This window comes from Oceanicella actignis, assembly GCF_900111545.1.
Taxonomy (GTDB): Bacteria; Pseudomonadota; Alphaproteobacteria; order Rhodobacterales; family Rhodobacteraceae; genus Oceanicella; species Oceanicella actignis.
In genome coordinates this window covers 15,261-37,894 of record NZ_FOHL01000012.1, presented here as the reverse complement: position 1 = coordinate 37,894, position 22,634 = coordinate 15,261, and the positions used below count along the sequence as shown (strand labels likewise).

Genomic DNA, 22,634 nt, shown 5'->3' with positions numbered 1-22,634 from the left:
CGCTTCGAGGCGCAGGGGCTGGCGACGGACGCCTCGCCGCGGACCTCGGGCAAGGTGTGGACCACGGGCGCCAACGGCATCCCCGAGGGCACGGCCTCGTTCGGGCCCGAGATCGGGCTCGTGCGGCATGTGCTGGGCGGCGGCGCGCCGGCCTCGTGGCGCAACGACGCGGCGCCCAATCTCTACATCCTCAAGCAGACCGAGGGCGGGCGCTCGGTCGATCACTTCCGATGGGGCGGGCCGGGGCAGGACCTGATCCTGACCGCGCTGCGCCAGAGCTCGGGCGAGACGCTGACCTCGCTCGCGGCGGCGAAGACGGTGCTGATCCAGGGGCTGATCTTCGTCATCGGCGAGAAGGACAGCACCACGCTGCACCCGAGCGGCGCCTCGATGGCCGAGAGCCTGGACGTGCGCTTCGCCGACTGGGTGCGCCAGATCCGCGCCGCGCTGGGGGTGGAGGCGCCGGCGGTCTTCGTCGAGATCTTTGACGCGCTCGACGCGCGCAAGCAGACCGCCAATGCGCGCCTGCACGCGCTGGCCGCCTCGATCCCGAACGCGGCGGTGATCGCGCGCGATCCCTCCTGGCAGACGGTGGGCGACGGCATCCACTACGACGCGGCCGCGCAGGCGGCGATCGGCGACGCGGTCTTCGCCCATTTCCGCCAGAGCTACGGGCGGCCGGGCGACGGGCTGGTGACGGGCTTTCCCTTCGCCGGGCTGCGGCCGTGGTTTCATGTGCCGCCGCTGTTCATCGACGACGGGGGCACGAACATGCGCATCGCCGCCACCCCGGCGGCCTCGGGCACGATCCATGCGCTGGTCACGGACGCCGACGCGCCCGTTCCCGACGCCGCCGCGATCCGCGACGCCTCGGCCGCCGCGCCGGGCTTTCGCAAGGCCGTGACGGCGGATCAGGAGGTCCAGTGGTGGTCGGGCTCGGGCGTGTTCCAGTCGAACGTGACGCAGGACTGCCATTTCGTGCTCGAGGACGCTTCGGGCCAGCTGGGCGAGGTGGCGACGGTGCGGCGCTGGGCGAACGCCAAGTTCGCGCCGGACCTGGCGCTGGTCTCGACGGCGGGCGGGGCGGCGTCGTTCTCGGCGCGGCCGGCCTTCACGGGCGATCTGAGCTGGGCGCTGCATGCGGGCGCGCGCGGCTTCATGCGCCCCGAGGACGTCGAGACCGCGGCCTTCGAGCCGGTCGATGCGGGGCAGATGGCGGTGACGGCCAACACGGACGTGCAGATCGACGTGACGGGGCTGACGCCGGGGCAGGAATACACGCTGCTCGTCACGGGCCGGAAGAACGGGACCGAACGCGCGGTGACCCAGTCGGCGACGGTGATCGCCGCATGATCCGCGCCGCCGCGCGAAGGCCGGCGTAGGCGCGCTCGCCCGCGCCCGCGCGCATCAGCAGCTTGAGCGCGGCGCCGCCCAGCGGCCCGCCTCCGGGCGCCTCGCCCTCAAGCCCGGCAAGGGCGCGCAGGGCGAGGCGTCTTGCGCCGGCGGGGTCCTCGGCCGCCAGCGCGCCGCCCAGGCAACGCAACGCGAAGCCAAGCCGCTCGCGGCGCGTCAGAAGGCCTTCGGCGGCGCGCAGGAAGGCGCGCGCGCGCGCCGCGTCGTCGCGCAGGCCCAGGCGGTCGGGGCGCGGGTCGACATGCTGGGTCGCCAGCGGCGTCGGGCATATCGTGATGCGCGCGCCCAGCGCCTCGGCGCGGATGAGGAACAGGTGGTCCTCGTATTGGCGCAACGTCTCGTCGAAGCCCGCGCGGCGCGCGGCCTCGGCGCGCATGGCCATGCCGCTGGCCTGGGCGAACTCGTTCTCGACGTAAAGGAAGGTCGCCACCCGCTCGCCCTCGCGCAGGGCGCGGCTCGGGCGGATGCGGGTTCCGTCGGGTCCCGTCTGGCGCACGGCGCAGACATGGGCGTCGGGCCCGTTGGGCGCGTTCAGGATCGCCGCCTGAAGCGCCAGCTTGTGCGGGTCCCACTCGTCGTCGCTGTCCAGGAACGCGACGATCCGGCCCCGCGCGGCCTCGAGCCCGACATTGCGCGCCCCGGCCGGACCGCGATTGGCGTCAAGGCGCAGCACGCGGATGCGGTCGTCGCCAAGCGCGGCGCAGACCGGGGCCAGGGGTTCGTCCGACGCGTCGTCGACCACGATCGCTTCGAAGTCTTCCAACGTCTGGGCCAGCGTCGAGCGCAGCGCGCGCCGAAGGGCCTGCGCGCGGCCGCGCACGGGGATGATGACGGAAACGAGCGGTTCGGCGTTCATGTGCGCACAATCCGAACTCAAGGTTAACAGTTCGTCAACCAATGCGGGCAATCTTCCGATTGTGGACGCGCAAGGCGCGGCAAGCGGCGAAGAGGGCGCAATGAGCGGAGCCTGCATCATTTCCCCCGGCGGGCGTGGGGGCGTCGGCGGCATTCAATCCTATGCGCGCATGATCGCCGCGCGCCTCGAGGCGGATCATCCCGACCGCCCGGTCGCCGTGCTGGACCCCCGCGGCCCGCGCGCATGGACCTGGCCGCTGTGGACGCTGTGGGCGGCGGCGCGGCTGACGGCGCTGGCGCTTGGCGGCAAGGCGGCGGTGGCGCATCTTCAGGCCTCCGAGCGGTCGAGCCTGCTGCGCAAGGGGCTGCTGGCGCTGCTGGCGCGCGCTCTGGGGATGCGGGTGGTGATGCATCACCACGGAGCCGAGCTGATTCCCTTCGCGCGCGCGCTGCCGCGGCCCTTGCGCGCGGCGCTGTCATGGACGCTGCGCCGGGCGGATGAGAACGTGGTTCTGGGCGCCGTCTGGGCGCGGTTCCTGATCGAGGAGATGGGCGTGCGCCCGGCGCGGGTCACCGTCCTGCCCAACGCGCTCGAGGATGCGCCCGGGGCGTCGGCCAGGACGCCCGATGCGCCCGCTCGACCCTTGCGCATCCTGTTTCTGGCGGTGATGACGCGGCGCAAGGGCGCGCGCACGCTGCTCGAGGCGCTGGCGCGGCTGTCGGCCGAGGGCGTCGCCTGGGAGGCGACGATCGCCGGCGGCGGGCCCGACCTGGCGCCTTGCCGCGAGCTGGCCGTGCGGCTGGGCCTTGGGGGGCGCGTGCGCTTTGCGGGCATGGTGGACGCCGACGAGGCGCAGCGGCTCATGCGTTGGGCCGACGTGTATGTCTGCGCCTCGTCGCATGAGGGGCTGCCCATCGCCATTCTCGAGGCGCTGCGCGCGGGCACGCCGGTGCTCACCACCCCCGTCGGCGCGATTCCCGAGGGCGCGCCCGAGGGGCGCGGCGCGCTGCATTTTCCGGTTGGCGACGACGCGGCGCTGGCGCGGCTGCTCGCAGGGCTGGCGTCGGATCGCGCGCGCCTCGCGGCGCTGGGGCGGGCCGCGCGGGCGTTGTTCGAGGAACGTTACGAGCTTGGCCGCCACATGGCGCGGCTGCGCGCGCTTTACGGATGGGAGAAGGCCGATGCGCCAAGCGCGATCGCCGGATGAGAACTGGCGCAACCCGCTCTTCGCGCTGCGCCGCCTGGCGCGGCTGACCACGATCGAGCCGGCGCGCTTCGCCCCGGCGCTTGCGGCCGATCAGGCGGCGCTGCTGGGCGCGCGCATCGCGCCGGGCCAGCGCGCGGCGCTGTGCGCGGGCGGCCGGAAATTGCCGGCGCGGGCGGTGTTCCTGGCCTCGCCGACGCCGCGTTCGGGCACGAACTATGTCGAGGCGCTGATCGCCGCGCATCCGGGCGTCGCCATCTCGCCCTGCGGCGTGCGCGAGGCGCCCTTCCTGCCCGAGGCGGACCGCATGCTGCAGTTCGAGCGCGGCTTCGCCCGACGGCACCGGGACAATGCCGAGCGAATCGCGCCCTATGAGTTCCTGGCTCATGCGGCGACCGGCTTTCTGGCCCGCGCGGCGGCCGAGGCGCCGGCGGCCGAGGCGATCGTGCTCAAGGACCCGCATGCGCGCCGGCTCGAGCTCTTGCCGGCGATCATGCCCGAGGCGCTGGTGGTTCTGGTGCTGCGCGACGGGCGGCGCACCGTCGACAGCATGGCCCGCACCTGGCCGCCGCGCTTTCCGGGGCGCACCTTCGAGGACATGTGCCTCGAATGGGCGCTGGCCACCGAAGCGGCGCTCGACTTCGCCGCCCGCGCGCCGGCCGAGGTTCTGACGCTGCGATACGAGGATGCGGTCGCGCATCCGGCCGAGGCGGCGCAGGCGGTGTGGCGGCGGCTGGGCCTTGGCGCCGCGCGCGATTGCGAGGCGCGCTTGGCCATGGTGCCGGTGATGGGCTCGTCCACCCACTCGCGCGGCGCCGAAGGCGTCGATTGGCGCCCGCGCGCGCCCAGCGCCGATTTCGACCCGGCCGGGCGGCCCGTGTCGTGGACGCGCGCGCAAGAGCGCGCCTTCGCGCGCCGCGCGGCGCGGGTGCAGGCGCGGCTCGATCGCGAGCATCCCGTCGGCGCCGCCCCGGGCGGCGCGGCGCGCGCGCCCGTGCCCGGGCGGCCGGCCTTCGGCAAGGTGGGCTGAGGCGGGCGGCGCGCCGCATGGCGCGCTCGGCGTCCCGCTTCCCGGGCTCGCCCGGTCCGATCGGGCCGCGCCCCCGCCCTCGGGGCGCGGAGGCGGCGGGCGCCATGCCGGGCTGGCGCGGCGCGCGGCGGGCGTCTAGTCTGACGGCATGAGGCGTCATTCCTTTTCCGCAGGGCTTCGCCGCCCTTCGCTGCGCGCCGCGGCGCGGCCGTGGCTTGGCGTCGTTCTGGGGCTTGGCGCGCTTGCGGGCCCCGAGCCGGGGCGGGCCCTGGCGGATGGGGGCGGGGCGCAGCTCGGCGGGGCGCCTCGGGGCGGCAAGGCGGCGGTCGCGGCTCCGGCCCCCGTCCCAGCCCCGGCCGTTGCGCCCGACGCGGCTCCCGACGGGGTCCTGGATTCGGCGCCCGACTCGGCGCGCATCATGGCGGCGCATCCCGATCTGTTCGACCCGCGCAGCGGCTACCGCATCGCGCGCCAGCACGCGCCCACGCCGACCGACATTCCGCCCCCGGCGCGCGTCGTCGACGCCGATGAGGCGCGCGCCCTGATCGCGGCGGGGGCCGTGGCGATCGACGTGTTCGGCGCCTCGCGCGCGCGCTACGACGCGCTGGACGGCATGTGGCTGGTGTCGAAGCCGCATCTGTCGCTGCCCGGCGCGACCTGGCTGCCCGAGACCGGCCGGGGCGCGCCCGAACCCGAGATCGAGCGCTATCTGCGCGAGAATCTCGAGCGTCTGACCGGCGGCGACCGCGACCGGCCGGTGGTGGTCTTCTGCGTGGCCGATTGCTGGATGAGCTGGAACGCCGCGCAGCGAATCGCGCGCATGGGCTGGCGGCGCGTGCGCTGGTTCCGCCTCGGGGTCGATGGCTGGCGCGAGCGCGGCTGGCCGCTCGAACCCGTCTCGCCGCCGCCGGTGAACGTGGACTGAGGCCGCCGCCCGGCCGGCGCGCCGCGCGTAAGACCAATGGCCAATTTCGGCGCGGCCGCCGCGGGTGCATCGTTGACGCATCGTCACGGAAGCTGACGGCGGCGGCGGGAGGCCGCCGGCCCCGCCCACGCGGCGGGCCATCGACTCGGGAGGACCACATGAAGAGATTGCTGATCGCCGCCTCGGCCTTCGCGCTTGCGGCGGGCGCGGCGCAGGCGGGCGTCACGGAAGAGGACCTGGCGCGCGACGCCGAGGTGACCACCTCGGTTCTGACCAACGGCATGGGCCGCGGGCTGCAGCGCTACAGCCCGCTGGAAATCATCAACAAGAAGAACGTGAAGAACCTGGTCCCGGCCTGGGCCTTCTCGTTCGGCGGCGAGAAGCAGCGCGGGCAGGAGGCGCAGCCGCTCGTCCATGACGGGATCATGTATGTCACGGCCTCCTATTCGCGCCTTTACGCCATCGACGTGAAGACGGGCGAGGAGATCTGGCAATACGACGCGCGCCTGCCCGAGGGCATCCTGCCCTGCTGCGACGTCGTCAACCGCGGCGCGGCGATCTATGGCGACAACATCTATTTCGGCACGCTCGACGCCAAGATCGTGGCGCTGGACCTGAAGACCGGCAAGGTCAAGTGGCGCAAGACGATCGCGAATTACAAGGAGGGCTACTCCTACACCGCCGCGCCGCTGATCGTGAAGGGGCTGGTCATCACCGGCAATTCGGGCGGCGAGTTCGGCATCGTCGGCGAGGTGCAGGCGCGCGATGCCGAGACGGGCGAGCTGGTGTGGACGCGCCCGGTCATCGAGGGGCACATGGGCACCTACAAGGGCAAGCCCTCGACCATGACCGGCACGCTCAACGCCACCTGGCCGGGCGACATGTGGAAGACGGGCGGCGGCGCCACCTGGCTGGGCGGCTCCTACGACGCCGACACCGACACCATCGTCTTCGGCACAGGCAACCCCGCGCCCTGGAACAGCTGGCTGCGCGCGGCGGGAAATCCCAAGGGGACCGAGGGCGACAACCTTTACGCCGCCTCGCGTCTGGGCCTCGACCCGGCCACGGGCGAGATCAAGTGGCACTTCCAGACCACCCCGCGCGAGGGTTGGGACTATGACGGCGTGAACGAGGTCGTTCCCTTCGTCGACGGCGAGGGCAAGAAGCGCTTCGCCACCGCGGACCGCAACGGCTTCTTCTACGTCCTCAATCGCGAAGACGGCAAATACGTCCGCTCCATGCCCTTCGTGAAGGACATCACCTGGGCCAAGGGCATCGACGAGAACGGCCGCCCGATCTTCAACGAGGAGAACCGCCCGGGCAATCCGCTCGAGGCCGACGGCAAGAAGGGCGAGGTGGTGTTCGCCGCGCCCTCGTTCCTGGGCGGCAAGAACTGGATGCCCATGGCCCATTCGCCCAAGACCGGCCTGTTCTACGTGCCCTCGAACGAGTGGGGCATGGACATCTGGAACGAGCCGATCACCTACAAGAAGGGCGCCGCCTATCTGGGCGCGGGCTTCACCATCAAGCCGCTCTATGACGACCATATCGGCTCGCTCAAGGCCATCGACCCGACCTCGATGAAGGTGGTGTGGGAATACAAGAACAACGCGCCGCTGTGGGGCGGGGTGATGACGACCGCCGGCGGGCTGGTGTTCATGGGCACTCCCGAAGGCTACCTCAAGGCCTTCGACGCCGACACGGGCGAGGAGCTGTGGAAGTTCCAGACCGGCTCGGGCATCGTCGGCCAGCCCATCACCTGGGAGATGGACGGCGAGCAATACGTCGCCGTGACCTCGGGCTGGGGCGGCGCGGTCCCGCTCTGGGGCGGCGAGGTGGCCAAGAAGGTCAACTACCTCAACCAGGGCGGCTCGGTCTGGGTGTTCAAGCTGCCGCGCCAGCTGGCCTCGGCCGACTGACGGGCGCGGCCCCGTACGGGCCGGCCCCGCAACGACGCGCCCCGCGGCCCGGCCGCGGGGCGTTTTCGCGCGGCGTCGTCCCCTGGGGCGGCGGGGGGCGGGCCATGGCGCGCCCGGCGTCGTCCTTTCGTCTTGGGGGCGCCGGGGGCGCGCGCGTGCTAGCCTGACGGCATGACGACGACTCGAAGCATCCAGCCGGCGCCGCGCGCCGCCGTCGGTCCCGAGGACGGGATCCTGGTGATCGACGATCATCCGCTGTTCTGCGAGGCGCTGGCCATGACGCTGACCGGCGCGCTGGGGGCGCGGCAGGTCGATTGCGCAGCCAGTCTGGGCGACGCGCTGGCGCGCCTCGCGGCGGGGCCGGCGCCGGGCACCGCGCTGCTGGATCTGAACCTGCCCGACGTCGAGGGGGTGGACGGCCTGATCCGCCTGCGCGCGGCGGCGCCGGGCATGACGGTGGTGGTGGTCTCGTCGCTGTCGGACGCGCGCGTGGTCGAGGCGGCGCTGCGCGCGGGGGCGGCGGGCTTCATCCCCAAGGACACCCCGCGCGAGGCGCTGGTCGGCGCCATGCGCGCGATCTGGGCCGGGCAGGTCTGGGCCCCCGGCGAGGCGGCCGAGGCGCGCGCCGCCGAGGCGGCCGATCCGGGGCGCGACGAGGCGCTGGCGCGCATGGCCGAGCTGACGCCCCAGCAGCTGCGCATTCTGGGCCTTGTGTGCGAGGGCAAGCTCAACAAGCAGATCGCCTATGACCTCGGCATCGCCGAAACCACGGTCAAGGCGCACATCTCGGCCATCTTGCGCAAGCTGAAGGTGCAGAGCCGCACGCAGGCGGTGCTGATCGCGCAAAAGGCGCGCTTCGACGCGATCTTGCGCCAGGACGCCGGCCCGGACTAACCTGACGGCGCGCGCCGCCCGGCCCCGCGCCGGGACAAGGACAAGCCACACAGAACCGTCGCGCATCGGGAGGAAAGGTGACGCGGGTCACGCAGCGATTCGAGCCGCAGGGGCTTGCGCCGCCCGCGGGGCGCCATGTGCGCCGCGCGGCGTCGTCGGCGGCCGATCCGCGCGCCGCGCTGGCCGAGCTGGCGGCCGAGCTGGCGGCCGAGCCCGCGGCGCTGACGATCCTGTGGATCTCGCCCGAGCATGACCTGGCGGCGGTCGAGGCGGCGCTGGCGCGCGCGCCCTTCGGCCCCGGCCCGGTCATCGGCTGCACCACGGCGGGCGAGATCGCCCCCGACGGCTACCGCAGCGGCGCCATCGTGGGCGCGGCCTTTCCGGCGCGGCTGTTCACGGCGGCGGCCGAGCTGATCGCCCCGCTCGAAAGCTTCGTGCTCGAGGACGGCGCGCGGGTGGTCAACGCGCTGCGCCGCCGCGTCGAGGCGGCCGGCCCGCCGCGCGCCTGCGCCTTCGCGCTGATGATGGCCGACGGGCTGTCGCTGCAGGAGGACGCGCTGGTCTCGTCGCTGGGCGGGGCGCTGGGCGACGTGCCGCTGATCGGCGGCTCGGCGGGCGACGGGCTCGAATTCCGCAACGCCTTCGTGCTGCATGGCGGGCGCTTCGCGCGCGACGCGGCGGCGGTGGCGCTGATCGCCTCGGACTGCCCTGTGCGCGTGTTCCGCTTCGATCACTTCCAGCCGACCGACCGGCGCATGGTGGTCACCCGCGCCGATCCCGACCGGCGCGTGGTGCACGAGATCAACGCCGAACCGGCGGCGCTGGAATATGCGCGGCTGATCGGCGCCGATCCCGACCAGCTGACCATGTTCACCTTCGCCGCGAACCCGCTGGTCGTGCGGGTGGGCGGCCAGCACCATGTGCGCTCGATCCAGCGCATCGGCGACACGCACGAGCTCAAGTTCTACTCGGCCATCGACGAGGGGCTGGTGCTGACCGTGGCGCGCGCGGGCGATCTGGCGGCGCATCTGGACGCGGCGCTGGCCGAGCTGGGCGAGGGGGCCGAGGCGCCCGACCTGGTGATCGGGCATGACTGCCTGCTGCGCCGCCTCGAGGCCGAGCAGACCCAGCGCGCGGCCGAGGTCTCGCGCGTGCTGGCGCGCCGGCGGGTGGTGGGCTTCAACACCTATGGCGAGCAGCACAACATGCTGCACGTCAACCAGACCTTCACGGGCGTGGCCGTCTATCCGCCGCGCGCCTCGGGCGCGCCGCGCCGGGCGGCCGACGGCGTGCTGGCCCCCGCGCCGCGCCCTCCCGCGCCGACGGAGGGCGCATGAGCGCGCTGTCGATCCTCAACCCCGCCGACGATCTCGAGCGCGAGAACGCCAAGCTGCGCAAGATCGTCGCCGCGCTGATGAAGCGCGTCGAGCAGGACACCGACGAGGCCGGCGCCGGCTATGGCCTGTTCCAGACGGCGGTGGCGCTCGAGGCGAAGGTGCGCGCGCGCACGCGCGATCTGCAGGCGGCGATGGAGGAGCTGAACGCCGCCAACGCCCGCCTCGAGGCCGCCAAGGCCGAGGCCGAGGGGGCGCGCGCGCTGCTGGCCAACGCGCTCGAGGCGGTCGAGGAGGGGTTCGCCCTGTTCTCGCCGCAGGACCGGCTTCTGATGTGCAACAGCCGCTTCGGCGCCGTCACCCCCGACGTGCGCGAGCGCATCCGCCCCGGCGTGACCTTCGAGGACTACGTCGCCGCCATCTCGCGCAGCCGCTTCCTGCAGCTGGCGCCGGGGCAGGGGCCCGAGGACTGGCTGGCCTGGCGGCTGCGCGCCCACCGCTCGATGCGCGGGCACATCACGGTGCGCTTCGTCGGCGACCGCTGGGTGCAGGTGTCGGAGCGGCGCACGCCCGACGGCGGCTTCGCCATCCTGCAGACCGACATCACCGAGCTGGTGCGCGCCGAGCGCCAGGAGCGCAACAAGCTGCTCGACGACCAGGCGCGGCTGGTGCGCGCGACGCTCGACCACATCATCCAGGGCGTGTGCATCTTCGACGCCGACCGGCGCCTGGCGGGCGGCAACGCGCGCATGCGCGAGCTGCTCGAGCTGCCGCTGACGCTGCTGCGCCGCGGCGTCAGCTTCGAGGCCATCGCCGCGCACATGAACGCGCGCGGCGAGGTGGGCGGCCAGGCGCGGCAGCTGATCGACTGGGTGATGCAGGACGGCCCGCGCAGTCCCCTGTCGCTGGAGCTGGTGCGCGCCAACGGCATGATCCTGGACGTCTACTGCCGCCAGATCCCCGACGGCGGCTTCGTCATCAGCTTCACCGACGTGACGGCCGAACGCGACGCCATCCGCGCCCTGCACGAGATGAACGAGACGCTCGAGCAGCGCGTGGCCGAGCGCACCGAAGAGCTCCAGGCCGCCCATGACCGGGCCGAGCGCGCGAACCAGTCCAAGACGCGCTTTCTGGCCGCGGCCAGCCACGATCTTCTGCAGCCGCTCAACGCGGCCAAGCTGTTCATCGCCTCGCTGGCCGAAACCGATCTGAACCCCGATCAGCGGCGCATCGCCGAGCGCATCCAGTCGGCCTTCGACAGCGTCGAGGCGCTGCTGGGCGCGCTTTTGGACATCTCGAAGCTGGACGCGGGCGGCGCGCAGCCGAGCGTCGCGCCCGTTGCGCTGGCGCGCCTCATGGGGCCGCTGCGCGAAGAGTTCGGCGCCCTGGCCGCGCAGCGCGGGCTCGAGCTGCGGGTGGTCGATTCGAGCGCCTGGGCGACGACCGATCCGTCCTACATGCGGCGCATCCTTCAGAACCTGGTCGCCAACGCCGTGCGCTACACCCGCGCGGGCAAGGTGCTGGTCGGGGTGCGGCGGCTGAAGGGCGCGGTGCGCATCGAGGTGTGGGACACGGGGCCGGGCATCCCGCCCGAGATGATCTCCGAGATCTTCCAGGAGTTCCGCCGCCTGCGCCAGGGGCGCGAGGACGACGCGCCGGGCATGGGGCTGGGGCTTGCGATCGTCGAGCGGGCCTGCGCGGCGCTGGGCCATGGGCTCGAGGTGACGAGCCGCGTCGGCGCGGGCTCGCGCTTTTCGGTGACGGCGCCGCTGGCCGACCCGCCCGCGCGCGCCGCCGCCGCGCCCGCGCCCGAAGGCGGCGAGGCGCCGCGCGACGAGCTCGAGAACCTGATCGCGCTGGTGGTCGACAACGAGGCCGAGGTGCGCGCGGGCATGCTTTCGCTGCTCGAGAGCTGGGGCGCCAGCGCCGTGGACGCGGCTGGTCTGGACGAGGCCCTGCGCGCGGCCGAAGAGCTGGGCGTGGCGCCCGACGTGATCCTGGCCGACTACCACCTGGATGCGGGCGCCGACGGGCTGGACGTGATCCGCGCCCTGCGCGCGCGCTTCGGCCCGATCCCGGCGGCGCTGATCACGGCCGACCGCTCGGACGCGCTGGTGCGCCGGGCGAACGCGGCGCAGGTGGATGTGCTCAACAAGCCGGTGCCGCCGGGGCGGCTGCGCGCCCTTCTGGCGCTGATCGCCCCGGGCTGAGGGGGCCGGCGGGCCGCGAGGAAAGGCTCCGCGCCGCGCGCCCCGGCGCGACCCCGCCGGCGGCGCGGCGCGCGAAAGGGAGAGAGGGAAGACGGCATGATCGATCCGCGCGGAATGACCATCGGGCAGGCGGCGCAGGCGGCGGCGGCGCGCTGGCCGCGCGCGCCGCTGTTCTGCGCCCCGCCCGATCCGGGCCGGGCCTGGGACCCCGAGGGGCGCGAGCTGACGCAGGAAGCCGTCGCCGAGGCCGCCGCGGCGCTGGCCGAACGGCTGGCGGCGGCGGGCTACGGGCGCGGACACCGGGCGGCGCTCGATCTCGAGAACCGGCCCGAGCACCTCGTGTGGAAGCTGGCGCTGGCGGCGCTGGGGATCTCTTGCGTGCCGATCAACCCCGATCTGCGGCCGGCCGAGGTGGCCTACATCCTGGCCGATTCCGACCCGCAGCTGTGCGTCGCCGCCCCCAACCGCCGCGCCGCGCTGGCCGAGGCGATCGCGCTGGGCGAGGGGCGCGCGCTGATCGCCCCGGACGAGCCGCCGCCCCCCGCGCCCGCGCGCCCGCGCCCCGGCGCGCCCGCGCCCGAGGACGAGGCCAGCGTGATCTACACCTCGGGCACCACCGGCAAGCCCAAGGGCTGCCTTCTGTCGCATGAATACGAGCTCGAGCTGGGGCGCTGGTATCTGACCTGCGGCGGGCTGATGGCCATGACCGAGGGCGAGCGCCTCTACAACCCGCTGCCGCTGTTCCACGTCAACGCCGGCATCCTGTCGCTGACGGCGATGATGCTGTCGGGCGGCTGCCAGATCCAGCCCGCGCGCTTCAGCCGCGGCGCCTGGTGGCGCGACATCCGCGCATGCCGCGCCTCGATCGCGCATTACCTGGGCGTGGTGATCCCGGCGCTGATGGCGGCCGAGCCCTCGGAGGACGAGCGCGCCCACGCCCTGCGCTTCATGGTCGGCGCCGGGGTCGAGCCCACCCTGCACGCCCCGGCCGAGGCGCGCTTCGGCGTGCCGCTGATCGAGGTCTGGGGCATGACCGAGATGTGCCGCATCATCGCCGCCAACGAAGAGCCGCGGCGCATCGACACCCGCGCCTTCGGCCGCCCGCGTCCGGGGCTGGAGGCGCGCGTGGTCGACGACGACGACCGCGACGTTCCCCCCGGCGAGCCGGGCGAGATGGTGCTGCGCCACTCGGCCGACGCGCCGCGGCGGGGGTTCTTCTCGGGCTATCTGAACAAGCCCGAGGCCACCGCCGAGGCCTGGCGCGGCGGCTGGTTCCACACCGGCGACACGGTGCGCATGGAGCCGGACGGCACGCTGATCTTCGTCGACCGCAAGAAGAACATCATCCGCCGCTCGGGCGAGAACATCGCCGCCGCCGAGGTCGAGGCGTGCCTGCTCGAACATCCCGACGTGGCGCAGGCCGCGGCGTTGGCCGCGCCCGACCCGATCCGCGACGAAGAGGTCTTCGCCGCAGTGGTGCTCAAGCCCGGCCGCGCGGCGGATGCGGACATGGCGCGGCGCCTGTTCGACTGGTGCATGGCGCGCATGGCCTATTACAAGGCGCCCGGCTGGGTCCTGTTCATGGACGCGCTGCCCGTGACCGGCACGCAGAAGGTGCGCAAGCACGACATCCTTCCCCCCGGCGCGTCGCCCGAGGCGCTGGCCGGCGCGATCGACCTGCGCGCGGCCAAGAAGCGCTGAGCGCGCGCGGCGCTTTTCGCGCGGCGGACAACGCGTTAGGAATGTGCGGCAAGGGATCGCGCGGCGCGAGGAGGACGGATGACGATCGAGGTTCTGCTGCCGGACGAGGCCGCCACCAACCGCGCCGGCGCCGCGCTGGCCGGGGCGCTGGGGGCGGGCGACGCGGTGCTGCTTTTCGGCGATCTGGGGGCGGGCAAGTCGGCGCTGGCGCGCGCGGCGATCCGCGCCCTTCTGGCCGAGGACGGCCGCGAGGACGAGGACATCCCCTCGCCCAGCTTCGCGCTGGTGCAGGTCTACGACGCCCCCCGCGCCGAGATCTGGCACGCCGATCTGCACCGCCTCTCGGGCCCCGAGGGCTGCGTCGAGCTTGGGCTCGAGGACGCGTTCGAGGGCGCGCTGTGCTTCGTCGAATGGCCCGAGCGGCTGGGCCCGCTGACGCCCGCCCGCCGGCTCGAGCTGCGGCTCGACTTCGGCCCCGAGGGGCGCGGGCGGCTGTTGCGCGCGGCCGCCGTCGGGCCCGGATGGGAGCGCGCGATGGCCGCCCTGGCCGGCCTTGGCGCGGGATGCGGAGGAAAGGCATGAGCGGGCAGGACGTCATGAGCGACGCCGGCGCGGCGGGGGGGCTGCGGGCCGCCGAGGCGCGCGCGTTTCTCGACGCCGCCGGATGGACCGGCGCGACGATCGCGGCCATGGCGGGCGACGCCTCGGCGCGGCGCTATGCGCGCGTGTGCGCCGGCGGCCGGCGGGCGGTGCTGATGGACGCGCCGCCCGATGCGGCCGGGCCGCTTGCGCCCTTCCTCGCCATGACCGGCTACCTGCGCGCGCGCGGCTTCTCGGCGCCCGAGATCCTGGCCGCGGACGAGGCGCGCGGCTTCCTTCTGCTCGAGGATCTGGGCGAGGGCCTGTTCGCGCGCATCTGCGCCCGCCATCCCGAGCGCGAGGGCGCGCTTTACGCCGCGGCGGCCGAGCTTCTGGCCGAGCTGCACGCCCTGCCGCCGCCCGAGCGCATCGGGGACTGGGCGCTGCGCCCCTATGACGAGCCGGCGCTGTGGGCCGAGGCGCAGCTCATCGCGCGCTGGTGGCTGCCGGCGGCGACGGGCGCCGAGGCGTCGCCGGCGCTCGAGGACGAGCTGCGCGGGCTGCTGGCCGAGGCGCTGGGCGCGCTGTGCGCCGCGCGCGAGGCGGTGGTGCTGCGCGACTACCACGCCGAGAACCTGATCTGGCTGCCCGGGCGCAGCGGCGTGGCGCGGGTCGGGCTGCTGGACTACCAGGACGCGCTGGCGGGGGCGGCGGCGTATGATCTGGTCTCGCTGCTCGAGGATGCGCGGCGCGACACCTCGGCCGAGCTGCGCGCGGCCACGCTGGCGCGCTACGCGCGCGCGCGCGGCGTGGCGGCGGACGAGCTGCGCGCGCGCTGCGCGCGGCTCGGGGCGCAGCGCAACATCAAGATCATGGGCATCTTCGCGCGCCTCTGGCTGCGCGACGGCAAGCCGCAATACCTGGCCATGCTGCCGCGGGTGCATGCGCATCTGCGCCGCGATCTCGAACAGCCGGGGCTCGAGCGGCTGCGCGCCTTCGTCGAGCGGCGCGTTCCCCCGCCCACCCCCGGCGTTCTGGCGCGCGTGCGCGCGGCGCGGGCATGAGCGCGCCGCGCGTCGCCATGATCATGGCCGCGGGGCTGGGCACGCGCATGGGCGCGCTGACCGCCGACCGGCCCAAGCCGCTGCTGCGCGCGGGGGGGCGGGCGCTGATCGACCACGCGCTCGACCGCGCGCTCGAGGCCGGGGTGACGCGGGCGGTGGTCAACCTGCACTGGAAGGCCGATCAGCTGCGCGCGCATCTGGCCGCGCGCACGCGCCCGCGCATCGTCTTCTCCGACGAGTCGGACCAGCTGCTCGAGACCGGCGGCGGCATCGTGCGCGCCCTGCCGCTGCTGGGCGAGGCGCCGTTCTACACCCTCAACTCCGACGCCGTCTGGAGCGGCCCCGCCCCGTTGGCGCGGCTGGCGGCGGCGTGGGATCCGGCGCGCATGGACGCGCTGCTGCTGCTGGTCCCGCGCGCGCGCGCCGCGGCCCATGCCGGGCGCGGCGATTTCTTCATCGAGCCCGCCGACGCCGAGGGCCCCGCGCGGCTGGCGCGGCGCGGCGCGCGCCCCGAGGCGCCCTTCGTGCATACCGGCGCGCAGATCATCGCGCCGGGCGCCTTCGCCGATGCGCCGCGGGGGGCGTTCTCGACCAACGTGATCTGGGACCGGCTGCTGGCGCGCGGGCGCCTGTTCGGCGTCGTTCACCATGGCGGCTGGGTCGATGTCGGCACGCCCGCGGGGCTTGCGGCGGCCGAGGCGCTGCTGGCCGAGGCGGACGCATGAGCGCGCCCGCCGCGCCCGCGCTGTTCCCCCCCGCCCAGGGGCCGCGGGTGTTTCACCTGCCGCCGGGGGTCGATTTCGCCGCCGCCTTCGCGCGCGGCCTGCGCGCGCGCCTTGCGCCGCACCCGCCGCAGGCGGCCGCGCGCGTGCGCATCTTCGTCAACGCCCGCCGCACCGCCCGCGCCATCGAGGCCGCGCTCGAGGCCGAGGCGCCGGCGCTGTGGATGCCGCGCTTCGCCTTCGTCAACGCGCTGGGCGACGAGGCGCTGGGGCTTGGCGTGCCGCGCGCCGTCGATCCGCTGCGCCGGCGCCTGGCGCTGGTGCGGCTGGTCGAGGGGTTCATGCGCGCCAATCCCGAATTCGGCGACCCGGCCTCGGCGCCGGCGCTGGCCGAGACGCTGGGCGCGCTGCTGGACGACCTGCACGGCGCCGGGCTGACGGCCGAGGCGCTGGCCGCGCTCGACCCGGCCGAGCATGCGCGCCACTGGGATCTGACGCGCCGCTTCCTGCACATCGTCACCGCCATCTGGCCCCGGCATCTGGCCGAGGCCGAGGGCGGCGCGGCCGATCCGCAGGCCCGGCGCCTGGCGGCGGCGCGCGCGCTGGCGCGCAGCTGGCGCGAGGATCCGCCCCCCTGGCCGATGATCGCCGCCGGCTCGACCGGCTCGACCCCGGCCACGGCCGAACTGATCGCCGCCGTCGCGCAGCTGCCGCAGGGGGCGGCGGTGCTGCCGGGGCTGGACCCCGAGCTGCCCGACGATCTGTGGCGGCGCATCGCCGACGAGCATCCCGAGCATCCGCAGCACATGCTGGCGCGGCTGTGCCTCGATCGGCTGGGCGTCTCGCCGCGCGAAAGCCGGCCCTGGAGCGACGCGCCCGCCCCATGCCCGCCGCGCGCGCGCCTGCTGGCGCAGGCGCTGCGCCCCGCGCCGGTGACCGACGCCTGGTTCGCCGCCCGACCGGCCCTGGCCGCCGAGGCCGCCGAGGCCGTCGCCGGCGTCGATCTGATCGAGGCCGACGGCCCGCGCCAGGAGGCCGCGGCCATCGCCCTTGCCCTGGCCGACGCGGCGCGGGCGGGGCGGCGGGCGGCGCTGGTCACGCCCGACCGGGTGCTTGCGCGGCGCGTGGCGGCCGAGCTGGCGCGCCATGGCATCGCGCCCGACGACAGCGCCGGCGTGCCGCTGAGCCTGACGCCGCCGGGCATCTTCCTTGACCTTCTGGCGCGTTCACTGGGCCGGCCGATGCGCGCGGCGACGCTGGCGGCGCTGCTGCGCCATCCGCTGGCGGGCGGCCCTGCGCGCGGGCGCCATGCGCACATGCGCCGCTGGCTCGAGCGCGCCTTCCTGCGCGGCGGCCCGGTCGAGATCGACTGGCCCGCGCTGACGAGGGCCGCCGAGACCCTGGCGCAGGCCGCGCGCGCCCGCGCCGAGGCGGGCGAGGACCGCCCCCGCGCCGGCGCGACCGGCCCCGAGCATCTGCGCTGGCTGGCCTGGCTGCGCGGCGCGCTCGAACCCTTGTCCGCGCAGCCCGCCAGCCTGGCCGCCGCCGTCGCCGCCCACCGCGCCGCGGCCGAGGCGCTGGCCGCCGGTCCGCCCGATGAAGGCGCCGCGCCGGATCCCGCCGCGGGCGCGCCCGACGGGGCGCCGCCGGATCTGGCGGCGGCGGGCCACGCGCCGCCCGGCGCGGCGGCGGGCGGTCTGTGGGATCAGGCGGCGGGCGAGGCGGCGCGCGCGCTGATCGAATCGCTCGCGGCCGCCGCCGACGCCTATGACGGCGCGCAAGGCGCGGCGCCCGGCGGCTATGGGGCGCTGTTCTCGGCGCTGGCCGCCGCGCGCGAGGTGCGGCTCGATCCGCGGCGCGCGGATGACCGGGTGGCCATCCGCGGCACGCTCGAGGCGCGCGCGCAAAGCGCCGATCTGGTGGTGCTGGGCGGGCTCAACGACGGCGTCTGGCCCGCGCGCCCCGATCCCGGGCCATGGCTCGGCCGCCCCCAGCGGCGCGAGCTGGGCCTGCCCGCGCCCGAGGCCCGGATCGGGCTGGCGGCGCATGATTTCCTTCAGGCCGCCTGCGCGCCGCGCGTGATCCTCAGCCGCGCGATCCGGGCCGACGGCGCGCCCACCGTCGCCTCGCGCTGGCTGCTGCGGCTGACCAACCTGCTCGGCGGCGTGGACGAGGGCGCGCTGGCGGCCATGCGCGCGCGCGGGGCGCGCTGGCTGGCGCGCGCCGAGGCGCTGTCGCGCGCCGAGCCGCTCGCCCCGGCCGAGCGCCCCGCGCCGCGCCCGCCCGTCGCCGCGCGCCCGCGCCGGCTGTCGGTGACGCAGATCGAGACGCTGGTGCGCGATCCCTACGCCATCTATGCGCGCAAGATCCTCGGGCTCGAGCCGCTCGAGCCGCTGGGCCGCGCGCCCGATGCGCGCGACATGGGGCAGACGCTGCACCGGGTCATGGAACGCTTCGCCCTCGAGACGGGCGCCGACGCCGACCTGTCCGACTCGGGCCGGCCCGACGCCGGCTGGACCGAGGCCGCCCTGGCCGAGGCGCTGATCCGCATCGCCCGCGAGGAGGTCGCCGAACAGCCCTCGGCCGGGGTGCGGCGGCTGTGGCTCAAGCGGCTCGAGCGCGCCGCGCCGGCCCTCGCCCGCTTCGAGCGCGAGCGGCGCGCGCGCGGCCTGCGCCTGGCCCGGGCCGAGGGCTGGGGGCGCGCCGCCTTCGACGCCCCCGCCGGCCGCTTCGAGCTGTTCGGGCGCGCCGACCGCATCGACCGCGGCCCCGATGGCGCGCTGTCGATCCTCGATTACAAGACCGGGGCCCTGCCTGGAAAGAACGAGATCACGGTTTTCGCCAAGCAGCTTCTGCTGCTGGGCGCCATCGCCCGCGCGGGCGGGTTCGAGGACGTGCCCGCCGCCGAGGCGCACGAGCTGCTCTATGTGCGCCTGTCCGAGAAGCTCGAGCGGCGCGAGGCGCCGCCGGACCAGATCGACGACGCCTGGCGCGGCCTGCGCGAGCTGATCGCCGCCTATGACGACCCCGCGACCCCCTATCGCCCCCGCCTGCGCCCGCGCAGCATCAAGCATGCGGGCGATTACGACCACCTCGCCAGGCTTGGCGAGTGGGGCGATGTGGACGCCGACGATGCCGGAGACGGCCCATGACCGCCCCCCACGACGCCGCATCCGCGGGCCCCGCCCGCGCCGAGGGCGCGCCGCGCCACGACGCCGCCACGCTGGCGCAGATCCGCGCCGCGCGGCCCGACCGCTCGGCCTGGATCTCGGCCAATGCGGGCTCGGGCAAGACGCGCGTGCTGACCGAGCGCGTGGCGCGGCTGCTGCTCGAGGGGGCCGAGCCGCAGCGCATCCTGTGCCTGACCTACACCAAGGCCGCCGCGGCCGAGATGCAGAACCGCCTTTTCCGCACCCTGGGCGGCTGGGCGATGATGGACGACGCCGAGCTGGCCGCGGCGCTGGCGCGCCTGTCCGAGGATGCGCCCCGCCTCGGCGCCGCCGAACTGGCCAGGGCGCGGCGGCTCTTCGCCAAGGCGCTCGAGACGCCCGGGGGGCTCAAGATCCAGACCATCCACGCCTTTTGCGACGCGCTCTTGCGGCGCTTTCCGCTCGAGGCGGGGGTGTCGCCGCGTTTCGAGGTGCTGGACGAGCGCCAGGCCGCCGCCTTGAACGAGGCCATCCGCGACCGCATGGCGGCCGCCGCCGAGGCGGGCGAGGACCAGGTCTTCGACGCGGTCGCGGCGGGCATGGCCGAGGACGCCTTGGCCGAGCTGCTGGCGCAGATCCTGGCCGCGCGCGACGCCTTTCCCGAGGACGCCATGGGCCGGCTTGCGCGGCTGCTCGGGATCGACCCCGGCCTCGCCCCCGAAGCGGCGCTGGCGCAGGCGGCGCGCGCGATCCCGCGCGCGCGCCTCGCCCGGCTGGCCGATCTTGTCGATGAGGGCGGCAAGCGCGCGAAGGATTGGGCGGCGCGCGCGCGCGCCTTCCTGGCCGAAGTTCACGACGACCCTTTGGACGCGCTCGCGGCCTTCGAGGCCGCGACGCTCAAGAAGGACGGCGCCCCCTACGATCCCGAATGGCTGCTGGGCAAGAAGCTGCTCGAAAGGACGCCCGAGGCGCGCGAGGCGTTCGAGACGCTGAGCGCCGAGGCGGCGGCGCTGGCCGATCGGCGGCGCGCGCTGAACCTGTTCGCGCGCGCGCAGGCGCTGCACCGCTTCGCGCGCGTCTTTCTGGACGCCGTCGCGCGCGAGAAGGCCGCCGCGGGCGCGCTGGATTTCGCCGATCTGGTCGAGCGCGCGCGCGCGCTTCTGTCCGACTCCGAGGCGGCCGCCTGGGCGCTGTGGAAGCTGGACGGCGGGATCGACCACCTGCTGATCGACGAGGCGCAGGACACCGCCCCCGCGCAATGGGCGGTGGTGCGGGCGCTGGCCGACGAGTTCTTCGCCGGCAAGGGCGCGCGCGAGGTCGCGCGCACGCTGTTCGTGGTCGGGGACGAGAAGCAGTCGATCTACTCGTTCCAGGGGGCCGACCCGGCCGCCTTCGCGCGCATGCGCGCGCTGTTCGCCGAAAGGCTGCGCGACGCGCCCGAGCCGCTGCATTGCGGCGAGCTGGCGCACTCGTTCCGCTCGGCGCCGGCGGTGCTGACGCTGGTGGACGAGGTCTTCCGCGGCGAGGCCGCGCGCGGGCTGAGCGGCGACGGCGCCGAGCCGCGCCATGTGCCCTTCAAGGCCGACGCGCCGGGGCTGGTCGAGCTGTGGCCCTTTCTCGAACCCGACCCCGAGTCCGACCCGCCGCCCTGGTCGATGCCGGTCGACGCTCCGGCCCCGGCCAATCCGCGCCTTGCGCTGGCCGACCGGCTGGCGCGCCATATCGCCGAGCTGATCCATGAGGGCGCGCCGCTGCCCGACGGCAAGGGCGGCTGGCGGCCGATGCGCGCGGGCGACGTGCTGGTGCTGGTGCGCCGGCGCGACATCCTGGCGCGCACGCTCATCCGCCGGCTCAAGGCGCAGGGCGTGGACGTGGCCGGCGCCGACCGCATGCGCCTGACCGACGAGCTGGCGGTGCGCGACCTGCTGTCGCTTCTGCGCGCGGCGGCCGACGCCGAGGACGACCTGTCGCTGGCCGAGGCGCTGCGCTCGCCGCTGTGCGGGCTGAGCGAAGAGGCGCTGTTCGCGCTGGCCCATGGCCGCCGGGGAACGCTGTTCGAGGCGCTCGAGCGCGCGGGCGAGCGCTTTGCCGACGCGCTTGCGCTGGTGCGCGACATGCGCCGGCACGCCGATTTCGAACGCCCCTACGAGCTGCTCGAGCGCGCGCTCACGCGCCATGAGGGCCGCCGCCGGCTGCTGGCGCGGCTGGGGCCCGAATGCGAGGACGCGATCGACGAGCTGCTGGCCGCCGCGCTCGAGCATGAGCGGCGCGAGACGCCGACGCTGACGGGCTTCCTGGCCTGGCTCGAGGGCGACGAGACCGAGATCAAGCGCGAGATGGGCGCCGAGGCCGACGAGCTGCGGGTGATGACGGTGCATGGCGCCAAGGGGCTCGAGGCGCCGTTCGTGGTGCTGCCCGACACCGCGCCGCGCACCCGAAAGGGCGGGCGGCGCGCGGTGATCGAGGCGCGCATCGAGGGCGAGAAGATCGCGCTGCCGGCGGTTTCGGCGCGCGATGCGCCCGAGCGGCTGGCCGAGACGCTGGCCGAGCTCGATCGGCGCGAGGAGGACGAGGCCCGCCGCCTGCTCTACGTCGCGCTGACGCGCGCCGAATCGCGGCTGCTGATCTGCGGCGCGGGCGCCTTGCGCGGCCAGGAGGACAAGGTCGAGGAAAAGCTGTCCGCAAGCTGGTGGGGCATGATCCGCGACGGGCTCGAGCGCGCCATGGCCGCGTGCGCGGGGCGCCCCGGCGTCGAGACCCGCGCCGCGCCGGAGGCCGCCCCGCCCGAGCCGATGATGCGCCTTGCCTGGGGCTGGACCCCGCCCGCGGCGGCGATGGGGGTCGAGGCGCGCGGCGCCGGCGCGGGGCGGGCGGCCGCGGCGCCCGAGGCGCCCGAGGCGTCCGAGCCCGCGCCCGCCGGGTCGGTTCCGCCCGCCCCCCCGGCGCCGCGGCGCCTGAGCCCCAGCGCCGCCGAAGGGGCCGCCGAGGCGCGCGCCGAGGGCGCCGCCCCCGGCGCGCGCGACCGCGAAACCGCGCAGCGCATGGGCGACCTGGTGCATCTGCTGATCGAGCGCCTCGCCCCCCTTGCCCCCGAACGCCGCGCCCCCGCCGCCGAGGCGCTGGCGGCCGAGGCGGGGCAGGGCCTTGCGCCCGCGCTGCGCGCCGAGGCCTGCGCGCAGGCGCTGGACGCGCTGGCGCATCCGCGCATCGCGGCGCTGCTCGAGGACGGCGCGGCGCTGTTCGAGGCGGGCTTCTCGGCGCTGGCCGCGCCGGGGCTGCGGGTGGCGGGGCGCATGGACCTTGTGCGCGTGGGCGACGAGGCGATCGACCTTGTGGACTTCAAGTCCGGCGCGCCGCCGGCCGACGGCGCCCCGACGCCGGCCGCCTATCTCGAGCAGATGGCGCTTTATCGCGTGGCGCTGGCGCGGCTGCATCCGGGCGCGACGGTGCGCGCGGCGCTGTTCTGGACGCAGGCGCGGCGCTTCGACGCGCTCGACCCCGCCGCGCTCGAGGCGGCGCTGGCTGCGCGCCTGGCGGCCGAGGGCGCGGGGGGCGCGGGGGGCGCGGGGGGGCAGGCGGGGCGCGGCGGCGGGGCCGCTTGACCCCTTGCCGGCGCGCCCCTAGTTTTGCCGCC

Annotated in this window: 15 protein-coding genes; 14 read left to right on the top strand and 1 reads right to left on the bottom strand. The window is 75.3% G+C overall.

Annotation, left to right across the window (positions count from 1 at the left end; genetic code table 11):
* A partial coding sequence (locus BMW67_RS16195) for a sialate O-acetylesterase (protein WP_143053721.1) occupies positions 1-1,353 on the top strand: 1,353 nt, incomplete at its 5' end.
* Here BMW67_RS16195 and BMW67_RS14580 read toward each other — a convergent pair.
* Entirely contained in the window at positions 1,289-2,269 is a 981-nt protein-coding gene (locus BMW67_RS14580; RefSeq protein ID WP_072748389.1) for a glycosyltransferase family 2 protein, read from the bottom strand. The two genes, BMW67_RS16195 and BMW67_RS14580, sit on opposite strands and share 65 nt — an antisense overlap.
* Positions 2,270-2,369: 100 nt before the next feature.
* Between BMW67_RS14580 and BMW67_RS14575 the strand changes: the two genes are divergently transcribed.
* The 13 genes from BMW67_RS14575 (at position 2,370) to addA (ending at position 22,602) form a co-directional block, all read left to right on the top strand.
* Positions 2,370-3,476, top strand: a complete 1,107-nt coding sequence (locus tag BMW67_RS14575; protein ID WP_072748390.1) for a glycosyltransferase family 4 protein — start codon at positions 2,370-2,372, stop codon at positions 3,474-3,476.
* On the top strand, positions 3,451-4,503 hold the full coding sequence (locus BMW67_RS14570) for a sulfotransferase family protein (protein WP_072748391.1): 1,053 nt from the start codon (positions 3,451-3,453) through the stop codon (positions 4,501-4,503). Before BMW67_RS14575 ends, BMW67_RS14570 begins: the two co-directional genes overlap by 26 nt.
* Before the next feature lie 418 nt (positions 4,504-4,921).
* The gene (locus BMW67_RS14565) at positions 4,922-5,428 is read left to right on the top strand and encodes a rhodanese-like domain-containing protein (RefSeq protein ID WP_083581617.1); all 507 of its coding nucleotides are present in this window, start codon (positions 4,922-4,924) and stop codon (positions 5,426-5,428) included.
* A 158-nt stretch (positions 5,429-5,586) separates the two neighbouring features.
* Entirely contained in the window at positions 5,587-7,347 is a 1,761-nt protein-coding gene (locus BMW67_RS14560; RefSeq protein WP_072748392.1) for a PQQ-dependent methanol/ethanol family dehydrogenase, read from the top strand.
* 171 nt (positions 7,348-7,518) lie between these two features.
* On the top strand, positions 7,519-8,241 hold the full coding sequence (locus BMW67_RS14555; RefSeq protein WP_083581607.1) for a LuxR C-terminal-related transcriptional regulator: 723 nt from the start codon (positions 7,519-7,521) through the stop codon (positions 8,239-8,241).
* A 77-nt stretch (positions 8,242-8,318) separates the two neighbouring features.
* Positions 8,319-9,578: an FIST N-terminal domain-containing protein gene (locus BMW67_RS14550; protein WP_072748393.1), complete on the top strand. Its 1,260-nt coding sequence runs from the start codon at positions 8,319-8,321 to the stop codon at positions 9,576-9,578.
* Complete coding sequence (locus BMW67_RS14545; RefSeq protein WP_083581609.1) at positions 9,575-11,785, top strand: hybrid sensor histidine kinase/response regulator; 2,211 nt, start codon at positions 9,575-9,577, stop codon at positions 11,783-11,785. The genes BMW67_RS14550 and BMW67_RS14545 overlap by 4 nt, the downstream gene beginning before the upstream one ends.
* Positions 11,786-11,881: 96 nt before the next feature.
* Positions 11,882-13,486, top strand: a complete 1,605-nt coding sequence (locus BMW67_RS14540; RefSeq protein ID WP_072748394.1) for an AMP-binding protein — start codon at positions 11,882-11,884, stop codon at positions 13,484-13,486.
* Positions 13,487-13,564: 78 nt separating this feature from the next.
* Positions 13,565-14,068, top strand: coding sequence for a tRNA (adenosine(37)-N6)-threonylcarbamoyltransferase complex ATPase subunit type 1 TsaE (tsaE, locus tag BMW67_RS14535; RefSeq protein WP_072748395.1), 504 nt, complete (start codon positions 13,565-13,567; stop codon positions 14,066-14,068).
* The gene (locus tag BMW67_RS14530) at positions 14,065-15,129 is read left to right on the top strand and encodes an aminoglycoside phosphotransferase family protein (protein ID WP_245728547.1); all 1,065 of its coding nucleotides are present in this window, start codon (positions 14,065-14,067) and stop codon (positions 15,127-15,129) included. The genes tsaE and BMW67_RS14530 overlap by 4 nt, the downstream gene beginning before the upstream one ends.
* Positions 15,126-15,854, top strand: coding sequence for a nucleotidyltransferase family protein (locus BMW67_RS14525; protein WP_072748396.1), 729 nt, complete (start codon positions 15,126-15,128; stop codon positions 15,852-15,854). The genes BMW67_RS14530 and BMW67_RS14525 overlap by 4 nt, the downstream gene beginning before the upstream one ends.
* Positions 15,851-19,003, top strand: a complete 3,153-nt coding sequence (gene addB, locus BMW67_RS14520; RefSeq protein ID WP_083581611.1) for a double-strand break repair protein AddB — start codon at positions 15,851-15,853, stop codon at positions 19,001-19,003. Before BMW67_RS14525 ends, addB begins: the two co-directional genes overlap by 4 nt.
* On the top strand, positions 19,000-22,602 hold the full coding sequence (gene addA, locus BMW67_RS15790; RefSeq protein WP_083581613.1) for a double-strand break repair helicase AddA: 3,603 nt from the start codon (positions 19,000-19,002) through the stop codon (positions 22,600-22,602). Before addB ends, addA begins: the two co-directional genes overlap by 4 nt.
* Positions 22,603-22,634: the final 32 nt, after the last annotated feature.